The 13,915-nt window shown below is 70.1% G+C and carries 13 protein-coding genes; 7 read left to right on the top strand and 6 right to left on the bottom strand.

Annotation, left to right across the window (positions count from 1 at the left end):
* Positions 1 to 61: 61 nt before the first annotated feature.
* Positions 62 to 472, bottom strand: coding sequence for a (deoxy)nucleoside triphosphate pyrophosphohydrolase (locus Pme01_RS03555; RefSeq protein WP_239087996.1), 411 nt, complete (start codon positions 470 to 472; stop codon positions 62 to 64).
* A gap of 200 nt (positions 473 to 672) precedes the next feature.
* Here Pme01_RS03555 and Pme01_RS03560 point away from each other — a divergent pair, with 200 nt between their 5' ends.
* From Pme01_RS03560 to Pme01_RS03570, 3 genes are all read left to right on the top strand, one after another.
* On the top strand, positions 673 to 981 hold the full coding sequence (locus Pme01_RS03560; protein WP_168112682.1) for a 4a-hydroxytetrahydrobiopterin dehydratase: 309 nt from the start codon (positions 673 to 675) through the stop codon (positions 979 to 981).
* Positions 982 to 1,304: 323 nt separating this feature from the next.
* Entirely contained in the window at positions 1,305 to 1,688 is a 384-nt protein-coding gene (locus Pme01_RS03565; RefSeq protein WP_168112681.1) for a hypothetical protein, read from the top strand.
* Positions 1,689 to 1,697: 9 nt separating this feature from the next.
* Entirely contained in the window at positions 1,698 to 4,205 is a 2,508-nt protein-coding gene (locus Pme01_RS03570; protein ID WP_168112680.1) for an NACHT domain-containing protein, read from the top strand.
* 7 nt (positions 4,206 to 4,212) lie between these two features.
* Here Pme01_RS03570 and Pme01_RS03575 read toward each other — a convergent pair whose 3' ends face one another.
* On the bottom strand, positions 4,213 to 5,109 hold the full coding sequence (locus Pme01_RS03575; RefSeq protein WP_168112679.1) for a formate/nitrite transporter family protein: 897 nt from the start codon (positions 5,107 to 5,109) through the stop codon (positions 4,213 to 4,215).
* A gap of 295 nt (positions 5,110 to 5,404) precedes the next feature.
* Between Pme01_RS03575 and Pme01_RS03580 the strand changes: the two genes are divergently transcribed.
* Positions 5,405 to 6,478 (top strand): alkene reductase, encoded by a 1,074-nt coding sequence (locus Pme01_RS03580; RefSeq protein WP_168112678.1) that lies wholly within the window; start codon positions 5,405 to 5,407, stop codon positions 6,476 to 6,478.
* Positions 6,479 to 6,580: 102 nt separating this feature from the next.
* Here Pme01_RS03580 and Pme01_RS03585 read toward each other — a convergent pair whose 3' ends face one another.
* Together Pme01_RS03585 and Pme01_RS03590 are read right to left on the bottom strand one after the other, a co-directional pair.
* On the bottom strand, positions 6,581 to 7,447 hold the full coding sequence (locus tag Pme01_RS03585) for an FAD-dependent thymidylate synthase (protein ID WP_168112677.1): 867 nt from the start codon (positions 7,445 to 7,447) through the stop codon (positions 6,581 to 6,583).
* A gap of 374 nt (positions 7,448 to 7,821) precedes the next feature.
* Complete coding sequence (locus tag Pme01_RS03590) at positions 7,822 to 8,337, bottom strand: hypothetical protein (RefSeq protein WP_168112676.1); 516 nt, start codon at positions 8,335 to 8,337, stop codon at positions 7,822 to 7,824.
* Positions 8,338 to 8,682: 345 nt separating this feature from the next.
* Here Pme01_RS03590 and Pme01_RS03595 point away from each other — a divergent pair, with 345 nt between their 5' ends.
* A complete protein-coding gene (locus Pme01_RS03595; protein ID WP_168112675.1) occupies positions 8,683 to 9,834 on the top strand; it encodes a hypothetical protein in 1,152 nt (383 codons plus the stop codon).
* A 52-nt stretch (positions 9,835 to 9,886) separates the two neighbouring features.
* On the opposite strand, the gene ychF is transcribed toward Pme01_RS03595, so the two are convergent.
* Together ychF and Pme01_RS03605 are read right to left on the bottom strand one after the other, a co-directional pair.
* Entirely contained in the window at positions 9,887 to 10,972 is a 1,086-nt protein-coding gene (gene ychF, locus Pme01_RS03600) for a redox-regulated ATPase YchF (RefSeq protein WP_168112674.1), read from the bottom strand.
* A gap of 52 nt (positions 10,973 to 11,024) precedes the next feature.
* Entirely contained in the window at positions 11,025 to 11,765 is a 741-nt protein-coding gene (locus Pme01_RS03605) for a maleylpyruvate isomerase family mycothiol-dependent enzyme (protein ID WP_168112673.1), read from the bottom strand.
* Positions 11,766 to 11,873: 108 nt separating this feature from the next.
* On the opposite strand from Pme01_RS03605, the gene Pme01_RS03610 reads away from it, so the two are divergent.
* Positions 11,874 to 13,298, top strand: coding sequence for a DNA-3-methyladenine glycosylase 2 (locus Pme01_RS03610; protein ID WP_168113371.1), 1,425 nt, complete (start codon positions 11,874 to 11,876; stop codon positions 13,296 to 13,298).
* Positions 13,295 to 13,786, top strand: coding sequence for a methylated-DNA--[protein]-cysteine S-methyltransferase (locus Pme01_RS03615; RefSeq protein ID WP_168112672.1), 492 nt, complete (start codon positions 13,295 to 13,297; stop codon positions 13,784 to 13,786). The genes Pme01_RS03610 and Pme01_RS03615 overlap by 4 nt, the downstream gene beginning before the upstream one ends.
* Positions 13,787 to 13,915: the final 129 nt, after the last annotated feature.

Below are 13,915 nucleotides of genomic sequence, written 5' to 3' on the forward strand. Positions count from 1 at the left end.
CATTCCCCGCTTCCATGATCGCGGAACGTTCTCCGCGCCGGGGTACGGAGGAAGTTCGTGATCAGCGGGAAGGGGACGCGCCCTCTGCCAGCAGCGGCCGCAGCGCCTCCGCGATCGGTACGTCCGCCGGCATCCATGCCACGTCGGACAGCTCGTCGGCGGCCAGCCACCGCATCTCCGCGTGCTCGGTCAGCCGGGGCGCGGCGTCGCCGCACAGCCGAGCGGTGTACACCCGCAGCACCGCCCGACCACCCGGCAGCGGTACCTCCGGCCCGACGGTGGGTCCCACGTCGATCCGTACGCCCAGCTCCTCCCGGCATTCGCGGATGAGTGCGGAGACGTCGTCCTCCCCCGGCTCGACCTTCCCGCCTGGGAACTCCCAGTGACCGGCCGACTCCGGCTGGTCGGAGCGGGCGCAGGCGAGTACCCGGCCGCCGGAGATGATGGCCGCTCCGACCACAACCAGTTGCATGGGCCGTTCGTTGGTCACGGGCATCAAGAGTGCCAGACGCGTCGTCTGATCGGGCAAAAGTACGGTCCGGTAGGACAACGCACGGGGTAAGTGTGGCCGTCGACACACCATGTGGCCACGGGCAGACTTGCAGACACAAAAAGCAACGAGCAGGCTTCAATTCGGCCACGAGCCGGTTTCGGAGCCCGAGAGGTGGGATAATGCGCGTTCGCCGGGGCGCCAATCGCGTCGACTATCTCGACGATGCGCTGAGCCTGCTCGACGGGTGGACCCGGTCCGGCCGGGAGTTCCATCGCACGCTCCGACTCGACGACACGCAGCACGCGGCGCTCGCCGAGCACATCAAGATCGTGGCTGACACGCTCCAACTGCGCCCGCAGATCCGCCGGCTCGACGGGCACACGCAGATCAAACTGTGTACGACCGAGGGCGAGGCGCTCTCCAACGGCGAGGTCACGCTCGCGGCGCGGATCGAGGCCATGTACCGCACGATCCAGAAAACGGCCTGAGGGCAAACCGAGCAGCCGCTGACCGGCAAAGAGCGGTACGCGCGGTGCGGGCCGCCGACCGGTGTAGCCGTCCGACGACCCGCGAGCACGCGAGGCGGCCGTCAACGTGGCCCGCTACCGCCTGCGCCGCCGGAACGATCCGGTCGCCCTGACGGTCATGTGCCTGTTCTTCATGGCGCCCACTGGATGGCTCGCGATCACCGAGATCCCATTGTGGTGGGCCGGAGTCGCCTTCCTGCAGCGGGCAACCAACGACGGCGATCCATGTATACCTTGGTACGGCGGGTGGCGGTCTCGGCACACCTTGAATCGGCGGAGGTCACATGGATCCGACGCTTGTAACCGTCCTGGTCGCGGCGGCCAGCGCGGCGAGCGGCGAGCTGGGCCGGCAGGTGTGGACCGCCCTGACCAGGCTGGTGCGGCGGATCCCCGGCTCTTCCGGTACGACCGAACTCGCCGCTCTGGAGGCGACCCCGACGGATCGCGCGACCGCCGGACGGCTGGCCCGGCTGTTGGCGGAACAGAGCGCGTCAGACCCGGACTTCGCGTCCGCACTGGCCGCATGGCGAACCCGGGCGGCCCGGCTTCAGTCCACCGGCGGCGTACACAACGAGTTCAAGGGTGGTACGGCGACCACGGTCATCATGGCCGGGGACGTGGGCGACATCAATATCGGTACACCCACCCCACCGCCGACCACTTCCTAGCGGCCGGCCATGGTCATGCCCGGGGAACAGGAGGGCGTCCACAACGTCTTCTCCGGCCAGGCGACGTACGTCATCCAGGCCCGCGACGTCGGTGACATCCACTTCCACGGCGTTCCCGGTGAGACGCCGCAGGATCGCGCCGCCCGCGAACTGGCTCGGGTGGTGCATGCCCAGTGGCGGGACGAGGCCGGTATGCGCGGGCTGTCGGGTACGGCGAAGCTCGCGGTGCGCTGGGTCGCCGACTGGGGCCTGGCCGATCACCGGCAGAACGTCGGCGGCGATCTGAGCGGTACCGGCAACGGGCTCGCCGACCTGGCCGCGGCCTTCCGCGCCCTGCCGGAGCGGCGGCTGGTGATCCTCGGCGGTCCGGGAGCGGGCAAGACGTCGCTGGCGGTCATGCTCACCCTGGAGCTCCTGCGTACCCGCGGAACCGAGCAACCGGTCCCGGTCATCCTGCTGGCGGCGTCCTGGGATCCGCGGAGAGAGCACTTCGACACCTGGCTGGCCCGGCGCGTCCGGGAGGAGTACGCCGGTGAGAGTGACGCGCTGGACCGCCAGCGCATCCGCGAGCTGGTCCGCGACCGCCGTCTGATCCCGGTCGTCGACGGTCTGGACGAACTGCCGCAACCGGTCAGAGCCGAGGCCCTGACCGGGCTCAACCGGGCACTCACCGACGGCACGCCACTGATCCTCACCTCGCGGACCGCCGAGTACGCCGAGGTGGTCACCGATCACGACGTCCTGCGGTCCGCGGCGGTGATCAGGGCGCAACCCGTACCCGCGGCGACCGCCGCGGAGCATCTGCGGGCGACCTCCCATCCACAGCGGTCCGGCCGGTGGGAGCCGGTCCTGACCGCGCTCGCCGACCACCCGGACGGCCCGCTGGCCACGGCGCTGTCGTCACCATTGATGCTCTGGCTGGCCCGGACCGCGTACGGCGAACCGACGGCGAATCCAGCCGAGCTCGTCGACGAGGCACTCTTCCCCGATCCGGCGACGATCGAGCGGCATCTGCTCGATGCCCTGATCCCGGCCGTCTTCCGAACCGGTCCACCCTCACCGGACCAGCCACGGCCGGTACGCGACTGGGGACCGGACCGGGCGCGGCGGTGGCTGGGGTTCCTGGCCGCCCACCTGACCCGGTTGCATACCAGGGAGCTCGGCTGGTGGGAGCTGCACCGGGCGAAGCTCCCCTCGGTACTCAAGGCGCCGGTGCTGATAGTCACCTACTTCCTGCTGATGTGGGCCATGAACACGCTCACGACCTGGTACGCCGGATCGGACCCGTTCCAGGCGTTCACGGTCGCCGTCGGTTCGACGATGGCCCTGATGTTCGGGCTCATGGGCGGCATGATCGCCCAGGTGGCGCTGCTGGGCAAAGGCGACCTGCCACGCCGACCCGCCAGGCTGTTCGGCCGGCGGCGAGCGCACGTGCCGGGTCCCGTGGCGCTGATTTTCCTGCTGGCGCCGCTGGTGATGTTCCTGCTGCGCGACCAGCCGGCGCTCGCGCTGGGGCTCACCCTCCCCGGGCTGCTGGTGCTGTTGGTGGGCATGCCCGGTAACAGCGCGCGGGTGGCCGGCCCCCGGGCACTGCTGCGGGGCGAGCAGGCGAGCACGGTACTCGGGGTACTACTGGTCAGCCCGGCTGTCGGGGCGATCGCGGCCGCCTTCATCGCCCCGATCGCCGGTCTGCCGTCCGCGCTGGGGACGGTCCTGGTGGGCGGCGCCGGCGCCACCGCGGTGGTACTGCTGCTCAGCCCGTGGAGTCGTTGGCTGCTGGCGAAGGTCGCGCTGGCCGGCACCGGTCGCCTGCCGTGGTCGGTGTTGACGTTCCTCGAGGACGCCCGGCGGGCCGGCGTGCTGCGGCAGGTCGGCGGCGTGTACCAGTTCCGGCACGCGCGGTTGCAGGCGCGGCTCGCCGCGACGTCGGGTATCGCCGAGCAAAGCGCAGCACCCGTGACGTCAGCCCTGGCACCGGAGGAGGAGCCGCAGGCGGTCCGGTTCCACGGATACACCGGGATGCTGCTGCGCCGGGGCCAGCCCAGGAACTACGTCCTACCGTGGTCCTTCGCCCTGATATGGATCATCATCATCACGACGGAGCATGGCTGGGGCGAGCAGGGGGCGTGGCTGACCGTCGGCTTCTTCGTGATCCTGCCCCTGATCCTCGACCTCGTCGCGCCGCCAACTGCCCGGCGCAGAGCCGAGATGTACCTCGACAGACAGTCCATCCGGGTTACGACCAGACGGCGCCACTTCGAATTGCCATGGTCGGACGTGGCGCAGGTGGCGGTACGCGACTTCGAACCCCCGATCGGCGGTCCCCGCAGCGATCAACGCATGCTGCATCTGCGGCTGTCGCCGACCTCGGCTGCGGGCCGTCGGATCCGGGTCAACCGCTCCGGCTGGTTCCCGATCTGGTCACTGGGAGAGGGTCCGGTCCCGCCGGAGCTCGAACACGCCCTCGCCCGTTTCGCGGGCGAGCGCTGGACGCCACCGGAACCGGATGGTGAGTAGCTGAGCGTCAGCGCGGACCGGCGGCGTGCGCGCCGGCCTCACTGCGCGCCTCCGAAGCCGGTGTGACCTCGACACCCTCGGGAGTCGTGACCCGCGGCCGGCCGCGCAGGTACAGGAACCAGTAGAACCCGGCGACGAACAACCCGCCGCCCACCGCGTTGCCGAGGAAGGCGAGGACGAGGTTGTGTACGACCTCCCCGCCGCTGACACCCGGCACGTGGGCGAACATCGCCGCCGGGAGGAAGAACATGTTGGCGACGACGTGGTCGAAGCCGAGCGCGACGAACGCCATGATCGGGAAGAAGATCGCCAGGATCTTGCCCGCGATGTCCTCGGCCGCGTAGGCCATCCAGACCGCAAGGCAGACCAGCCAGTTGCAGCCGATCGCGCGAAGGAAGATCTGCAGACCGTTCTCGGCCACCGCCTTGCCCTTGGCGACGGCGGCGAGTTTGGCGAAGGTGAGCGCACCCGCAGTGCCGGCAGCCGAGTGTGCGGATCCGATGACTCCGGTCTTCACCGCGAGGAGGTAGGCGACCAGCAACGCGCCGATCAGGTTGCCGACAGTGACGATCACCAGGCTCATCGCGGCCCGTCCGACCCTCACGCGGCGCGAGGTCAGCGCCAGCGGCAACAGCGCCATGTTGCCGGTGACCAGTTCCGCCCCGGCGATGACGACCAGGATGAGGCCGGTCGCGAAGACCGCGCCGAAGATCAGCGTGGGCAGGTTGCCCCAGGCTTCGGTCTTCAGCCCGGCCGTGACGACGACGCTCAACAGCCCGGCGAAGCCGATGTAGGCGCCGGCAAGGATCCCTCCGGCGAGCATGCGGTCGGGCGTGAGGTTTGCCTTCGCGACGCCGGCGTTCACCGCTGCCGTCGCGATCTGGTCTGGTGTCTTGAAGCTCATCGTTCCCCTGTATGTCCTGACTCTGCCGGCCGGAGGACATCCCTTCGCCGCCGCGTTCTGTACACGTAACTTTCAGTTACCCAGAAACGGCAAAAGGTTACATCCGGCGATGGTTCGGGCAAGCGTGTTGGCCCTCACAATCCGTCTCCGCCGACGGCATGCCCGATCGGATCGGCATGACGTAGGCCACGCGGATGCGTGCCGGGGAATGGCCACACCACACGCAGAGTTGATCAACACTGGGCGCCGCACCACCCCCCCTGGGCGCCCCGCAGCCGAGACGACCGGAGAGACGATGAGCACCCTGTTCCACCCGTTCACCCTGGGCAAGATCGAGCTGGCCAATCGGATCGCGCTGGCGCCGATGACCCGCAACCGGGCGGGCGCCGACGGCGTACCGCAGGACATCACCGCCACCTACTACGCGCAGCGCGCCTCGGCGGGCCTGATCATCACCGAGGGCACCCAGCCGAGTGCCGTGGGGCAGGGCTACGCCAACACCCCCGGCATCCACTCCGCCGAGCAGGTGCGCGGCTGGCGGGCCGTCGCGGACGCGGTACACGAGCGTGGCGGTCGGATCATCATGCAGCTCATGCACGCCGGGCGGATCGGCCACCCGGACAACAAGGGCGGCCTGGAGTCGGTGGCGCCGAGCGCGATCGCCGCGCCCGACGAGATCTTCACCGCGAACGGGATGCAGCCGTACCCGGTGCCCCGGGAGCTGGCCACCGACGAGCTGCCCGACGTGGTGGCGGAGTTCGTGACCGCGGCCCGCAACGCCGTCGACGCGGGACTGGACGGGGTGGAGCTGCACGCCGCGAACGGCTACCTGCTGCACCAGTTCCTCGCCCCGTCCAGCAACACCCGCACCGACGCCTACGGCGGCTCCCCCGCCGCCCGGGCCCGTTTCGTCGTCGAGGTGACGCGCGCCGTGGCCGAGGCGATCGGCCCGGAGCGGGTGGGTATCCGGATCTCCCCGGCGCACAACATCCAGGGTGTGCTGGAGACCGACCCGGCCGACGTGGCGGCCACGTACGGCGCGCTCATCGACGCGATCGCGCCGCTCGGCCTGGCATACCTGCACGCGCTCGCGGACCCGGCGAGCGACCTGGTGGTGGACCTGCGCCGCCGGTTCGGCGGCCCGTTCATCGCCAACGACGGCTTCGCGTCGGTGACCACGCAGGACGCGGCGAAGGAGATCCTCGACGACGGCCTGGCCGACCTGGTCGCCGTGGGCCGCGCCTTCCTGGCCAACCCCGACCTGCCCCGCCGCTGGGAGCTCGGCGCTCCGCTCAACGAGCCCGACTCGGACACGTTCTACACGCCGGGTGAGCGCGGCTACATCGACTACCCGACGCTGGACCGCTAGGCCTGGCCACCGGGCCGGCGGCGCCGGACCTGAACGTGAATCGGCCCCGTGCCTCGATGGACTTCCCGTCGAGGCACGGGGCTGCTTCGCGTGCGCGGCCGCCTACGCGGCCAGTAACAACTCGGTGAGGTCGTCGAGGCCGAGCGCTGCGGCGTAGTCGCCTTCGAACGGGACGTCTTTGCGGTACTGGTGCCAGCCGCGGAAGTTGCCCGACATCCCGTCCGCGCCGCCCTCGGCCGGGTGCAGCGGCCGGGCGACATGCTCGAACGGGCTTAGGTGGCGACTGTCCAGTAGCCGGTCGTGCAGTTCGACATCCGCATTGGGGTCCCGTGTCCCCAAGTGGGTCAGGTACGACACTCGCGCGCAGCGGCCCGTGCTGACCGGCAGCCACCTTTGAGGATCGTGGCGAGCCTCGGCGAGCTCGTCAGCTGACAGCAACGGCAGGTGCCACTGGTCGTACCCGACCGGGCGGGGCGACGAGTCCAGGTACGCGCGCAACGCCAGGCGGGCGGCACGGCGGATCTCCGGCTGCGCGTCCGGGTGAACCCGCAACGCAAACAGGTTGGACCAGTCGGTCGCCGTGCACAGCACGGTGTGCCACATGAACGGCTCGAGGAGCCGGTTCACCAGTTGCTTGTGCACACCGAGCTCCCCGAGGACCTGCGCGTGCCCGACCATGTCGGCGAGCGCTGCACGCCACTGCGCTTCCGCAGCATGCGGGTCATCGATCTCACTACCGGCCTGCATCCCAGACTGGTTGCGGCCCCACTCGTCGGGAATGAACGGATCGGCGAGCACGTCGTCGATCGTCTTTGCCAGCGGCCGGGCTCGGCTGGACTGGCTGTTACGCGACAGTGCCCGGTGGGTGTTCCACTCAGGCAGGATGATCCGCGGGAACGTCACCTGCATCGTCGTTAGCCGCACCCGGAGCGGACTGATCGAGTCCACAATGACCCGTGCGTCGTACACGTGAGGCCCTCCTGCCGCCGACAGCGGCGACAGAGTACGGCAAACCAGCCGTAGGAGATCGGTCTGGCGCTCAAGACACATGGCCTAGTTCCGTTGCTGTCGACAACTACGGGCCCGGCCTGATCCCTCGATGCGAACTACCGGCGGAGCGGTCAGATTCGGCGTCGTCCGAGGTCACGGGGCTTGTCGGGGTTCGTCGCGGTCGGGTGCGGCCGGCACGGTTGCTGTACTCCGCTGCTGTACTCCGCGAGCCTGCCCGAGGTCAGCCAAGGCGTCTGCCGACCTACGCATTACGAGTCCTCGGCCAACCAGTAGTCGTGGGGTTTCTGGTCGTCGTCGACCTGCGGCCGACGTCCACCATCGTCCGCCACTGTTCAGTGGCTTGGCTGCTCGGATGGCTGCTCGACGGAAGTACCGCCTAACCAAGGACCGGCACGCAGGTACGACCCCAGCTCAGCCGGGATCGACCCTGTTGACAGGACCCACTCATCGGCAAGCGATGCGACCACCAGGACCTGGCGCTCGAAACGCAGCCGTAGGCCGCCTACCGCAGGCTCCGACACATAGCCCTGGATCAGAGCGAGGTCGACCAATCGCTGGCCGACGAACGCGGACAGAAGATCAGGGGCGTGCGCTGGCTCCACCCGGGTCTCCCCATGTTCCTGCATGTCATACGACGCGTAGGGCTCACTGAATTCCAGACGCAGATAGTCGCCGGTTCCGTGAGCCATGAGGAAGGGTTTGCCCTCGAAGTGCAGCCAAAAGTGGATCAGGCTGGCAGCGCCACCGCCCCTCTCGCCCTCGTACCAATGGCGAGCCTCGGTCACCGCGAGCAGCCTCCGCCCAAGGAGGCCACGTACAAGTGCAGCCGTTGCGGCAACATCGCTCACGAGGCAGAACGCTACCGCCCGCCGGACAGTGCCCCCTCAACCTTCCGAATACAGGCAGTGAGGTCGCCTGTGGTCGGACGCGAGACCAGACGGCTCCCCTCGGTCTTGTGCAGGCCGGCGCGGTACGGCTGGGTTGCTGTACATCGCGCGGCTGAATCGGGAGCCAAATGTTGAGTCGGAACTCCACCGCCGGTAATCATGTGATCGGGCGACTCAGGCAAGGCTCCAGGCGCGGATGGACGACTGCGACGCGCAGGGTCTCGCGGGCTGGCACTGCCAGCATCCCGACCTCGATCGTGAGGCCGAATATCCTGCAGTAGCTTGCCGAACACGCGAAGGAGTCCGATGACCGAGCCCAGCCAGGCTCTCGAGCAGATCACGCTCGAGGCGGAACTCGTCGACGAGGACGCCGAGCGGGAGATCGCGAAAGCGGTCAGCGGTCGCCAGGCGATCGCTCGGAAGTATGCCCGCTGGGTGCGCCGACGGAACCCGGACGCCACGCCCGCCGAGATCATCAAGGCGCTCGAGCGGCACTACCTGACCGCGATCAGTGTTGCGGGCGGGATCGTGACGGCCGGCGGCATCGCAGTCAGCTTCATTCCGGGCGGCGGCGCCGCCAAAACCGGCGTCAAGGCCGGTGTCAAGGCCGCGGCGATCGGTCTGGCCAAGACCGCGGCGGCGACGAATCTTCTGCCCGCCGCGGACGAGCAACTGCACTTCGAGATCACCGCGATGTTCGGGCTCGCCCTCGCGGACATTCATGGCATCACCTACGACCAGGATCAGGCGAAGGCGCTCGTGTACGGCCTCTCGAACAGCCGGGTGAGCCAGGCCCAGATCACCTCCTTCGCCACCGACCTCGCCAAGGCTTCGCCATCGTCGGCGGTCGACATGGGGCAGCGTATTGCGGATGGACGTGGTGACTGGTCCCACTGGGCGAGCACGCTGGCCGGCTCACTGCCCGGCGACGGGGCGAAGTCACTGATACAGAGCATCCAGGGCGGCAAGCTCGAAGACCTCCGCGAGCAGCTCGGCAAACGGGGGCAGACGGCCGTCGAGTTCAGCGTCGGGGCCGTCCTGAGCGGCGCGTCGCGGTTCGTCTTCGGACGTGAAGTCGTCGTCGCGGCTCAGGGCGCCTTCCCTCCGGCTCCCGAAGCATTCCCGGACCACCTGGCCGTTGAGGTGAAGGAGAAGCCGGACAAGGGCGACGAGCCGAACCGCGCGCTGCTCGCGCTCGAGAGCGCCGCGCAGGCGACCGGAGGCTGGGTCGGCGGCGCCGCGACCGCCGTGGGCAGCGGCGTCACCACGGCCGCCAGTACCGTCTCCCGGCCGTTCCGTAGCGTGGACCTCGACGGAGACGGGATCCCGGACGAGCCGCAGGCGCTGACCGCCGCAAAGGGCGTCCTCGACGGCGCCAAGAACCTCGGAGCGGGCCTTGCCGGGTTCATGCGGCCGAAGAAGCGGGGTCGTCACGACGCGGGTGACGAAGACGACTAGCGGGACCCCGGCGAGTCAAGCCGTCGCATCCCCGGCCGGTGAGTGCGTCGCGCTACACGTTGAAGCGGAACTCCACCACGTCGCCGTCCTGCATCACGTACTCCTTGCCCTCGATGCGGACCTTACCTGCGGCCTTCGCGGCGGCCATCGAACCGGTCGCGATCAGGTCGTCGTACGCGACGACCTCGGCCTTGATGAACCCGCGCTGGAAGTCGGAGTGGATCACGCCGGCGGCCTCCGGGGCGGTCGCCCCGATCGGGATCGTCCAGGCCCTCGACTCCTTCGGACCGGCCGTCAGGTAGGTCTGCAGGCCGAGCGTACGGAAGCCGACCCGGATCAGCTGGTGCAGGCCGGGCTCGTGCTGGCCGATCGACTCGAGCAGCTCGCGCGCCTCGTCCTCGGGCAGGTCGATCAGCTCGGACTCGACCTGCGCGTCCATGAAGATCGCCTCGGCGGGCGCGACCAGGGCGCGCAGCTCGTCCAGGACGGCCTCGTTGGCCAGCTCCTCCTCGTCGACGTTGAAGACGTACAGGAAGGGCTTGGTCGTGAGCAGGTGCAGCTCGCGCAGCTCGGCGACGTCGATGCCGGCCTTCTCCGCGCCGGCGTACAGCGTGGTGCCGGTGTTGAGCAGTTCCGCCGCAGCCTTGGCGGCCGCCACGAGCGGCGCCCGGTCCTTGCGCAGCTTCGCTTCCTTCTCCAGCCGCGGGATCGCCTTCTCCAGCGTCTGCAGGTCGGCCAGGATCAACTCGGTGTTGATCGTCTCGATGTCGTCGGACGGCGAGACCTTGCCGTCGACGTGCACCACGTTCGGGTCGCTGAACGCGCGTACGACCTGGCAGATCGCGGACGCGTCGCGGATGTTGGCCAGGAACGCGTTGCCCCGGCCCTGGCCCTTCGAGGCGCCACGGACGAGACCGGCGATGTCGAGGAACGAGACGGGTGCGGGGATGATCTTCTCTGACCCGTGGATCTCCGCGAGCTTCTCCAGCCGGGGGTCGGGCAGGCCCACCACGCCGATGTTGGGCTCGATCGTGGCGAAGGGGTAGTTGGCCGCGAGCACGTTGTTCTTGGTCAACGCGTTGAACAAGGTGCTCTTGCCGACGTTGGGCAGGCCGACGATACCGATGCTGAGACTCACGTGCGCCGAGTCTACGCGGTGTCAGCGCCAAGATCCGGGCGACTGCTGTGCGTCAGATCCTGGCCTGCTGGCGCCACAGGTCAAGGACGGCCCGGTCGCCGCGCACGTCGAGACCGTCGGCACCCCGCCTGTTCCACAGCATCAGGTACAGATCATTGGCACGCCCCGTCAGGGTCAGGTCGGCGGCGTCGGCACCAGGGTCCACGCGGCGACTGTCGGGCCCGATCATGATCGTCCACGCCGCGTCGACGTCGGTCGCCGCCACCGCCATGCTCCGGGGCGGGTCGGCGACCAGACGGCCACGTGGCCTGCTCACGAAGCCGTTGAGCAGTTCGTCGACGCCGTCGGCCGCGAACTCCGGGTCCCAGTCGGGGACGCCGCCGGTCACCGACTCCGCGTCGGCGCGGTGGATCGCGGTCTCGTGCGCCTGCCGGCGGGCCCAGAACGCCAGCGGAGACGGGGCGGGCAGGAACGTCCAGCACGTTACCGACTCGTCGGCGGAAGCCAGCGTGTCGACCAGCGCCCGATGACCCTCCCGGAACCAGCCCACCAGCGCGTCGTCGGCATCGGGTGCGGCGAACTCCGCCAGCCCGTCCCGCCTGAACGGCTCGTTTCTTCCCGTGGTGACGTAGGAGGCCGCCCACCGGTGCACGCCGCCCAGGTGGCCGAGCAGGTCCCGGATCCGCCAGCCCGGGCAGGCCGGGATCTCGGTGTCCACACCGGCGCGCTCGGCGGCGTCCGCCATCCGTCGGCCATCGTGGTCCAGTACGGCGATGTGGTCAGCGATGCGCATGCCGGTCAGCATGCCATCGACCGGCGACAAAATCCGCCGACGGTGACGCGCACGGCCATGTCCGAAAACCGCGAGCATCCGGTACCCGACAGGGGCAGGATCGAAGGCGTGGAGTTGGACTTCGAACGGTGCTACCGGGCGGTCGACAGCCGGGACCCGCGCTTCGACGGCTGGTTCGTCACGGCCGTGACGTCGACGCGGATCTACTGCCGCCCGTCGTGCCCGGCCGTCACGCCGAAGCGGCACAACGTCCGGTTCCTGCCCTCCCCGGCCGCGGCGCAGCGCGAGGGTTTCCGCGCCTGCCTGCGGTGCCGCCCGGACGCGGCGCCCGGCTCGCCGGAGTGGGACAACCGGGCGGACGTGGTGGCCCGCGCGATGCGGTTGATCGGCGACGGGGTCGTCGACCGGGACGGCGTGCCCGGCCTGGCCGGCCGGCTCGGGTACACCGAGCGGCACCTGCACCGGATGCTGCACGCCGAACTGGGCGCGGGGCCGCTGGCGCTGGCGCGGGCGCAGCGCGCCCAGACCGCGCGGGTGCTGGTCGAGACGACCGACCTGGGCCTGGCCGAGATCGCGTTCGCGGCCGGATTCCGCAGCGTACGGCAGTTCAACGAGACGATCCGGGACGTGTACGGGCGGCCGCCGTCGGCGCTGCGGGAAGCGTCGGCGGCGCACCGGACCGCGACACCCGGCACAATCACGCTGCGGCTGCCGTACCGGCGCCCGCTGCACGCCGAGGCACTGGTCGGCTACCTGGCCGCCCGCGCGATCCCCGGCGTGGAAACGGTCGACGGCGACGGGTACCACCGCACGCTGCGCCTGCCCCACGGGTCCGGCACCGCGTCGCTGGCGCCCCGCGACGGCTACATCCAGGCCACGCTCCGGCTGACCGACGTCCGTGATCTCGCCCCGGCGGTGGCGCGCTGCCGCCGCCTGCTCGACCTGGACGCCGACCCCGAGGCGGTGGACGCCGCGCTCGCCATGGACCCCGCGTTCACCGAGACGATCGAGAAAGAACCGGGGGTACGCCTACCGCGTACCGTGGACGGCTTCGAACTCGCCGTCCGGGCGATCGTGGGCCAGCAGGTGTCGGTCGCCGCGGCCCGGACGGTGCTCGCGAAGCTGGTCCGGGCCTGCGCGGTCGACGGCGGCGAGGAGATGCTCTTCCCGGGCGCCGCCACCGTCGCCGCCGCACCGGACGAGGCATTTTCCATGCCGGCCGCCCGCCGCCGTACGATCCGGGCGCTCGCCACCGTGGTGGCCGACGGTGATCTGGTACTCGACGACGGCGCGGACCGCGCCGAGACCGAGCGGCGGCTCCTCGAACTTCCGGGGGTCGGCCCGTGGACCGCCGGCTACGTCGCGCTGCGCGCGCTCGGCGACCCTGACGTCTTTCTCCCGACCGACCTGGGCGTACGCCGGGGCGCAGCGGCGCTCGGCCTGCCCGATGATCCGACGGCGCTGGCCGCGTACGCCACGCGCTGGCGGCCCTGGCGCTCGTATGCGCTGATCAGACTCTGGAGGCACGCATGAACTGGTATACGTCCACGATGGATACCCCGGCCGGCCCGTTCACGATCCTGCTGGCCGACGACGACACGGTGCTGGCGAGTGGCTGGACCACCGACCCGGCAGTGCTGGCTCCCCTCGTACACTCGACCCTGAAACCGGCCACGGACCCGCAGCCGCGCGCGGACCTCGGCCCGGTCACCAAGGCCGTGCTGGCCTACCTGGACGGTGACCTCGCGGCGGTCGACGAGGTGCCGGTGCGCCAGCGGTCCGGGGTGTTCCTGGAGCAGGCGTGGCAGGTGCTTCGCGAGGTGCGCCACCCGGTCACGTACACCGGGTTCGCGGCGCTGGCCGGGCGGCCGGCGGCGGTGCGGGCGGCGGCGCAGGCGTGCGCCCGCAACGCGGCGGCGCTGTTCGTGCCGTGCCACCGGGTGCTGCGCACCGACGGGACGCTCGGCGGCTTCCGGTGGGGGCTGCCGGTCAAACGGTGGCTGCTCGACCACGAGGCCTGAATCCGCTCCCCATCCTATCTACGCTGATCACTCCCCTGGGGGCGATTCAATCAAGATCATCATATGGCGAAAAGCGGTGGGGAACGTCAGACCATCCCGGTAGCTTCGAGGCGTGCCGACCGCTGACAA

This window comes from Planosporangium mesophilum, from assembly GCF_016863255.1.
In the GTDB taxonomy this organism is placed as follows: Bacteria; Actinomycetota; Actinomycetes; order Mycobacteriales; family Micromonosporaceae; genus Planosporangium; species Planosporangium mesophilum.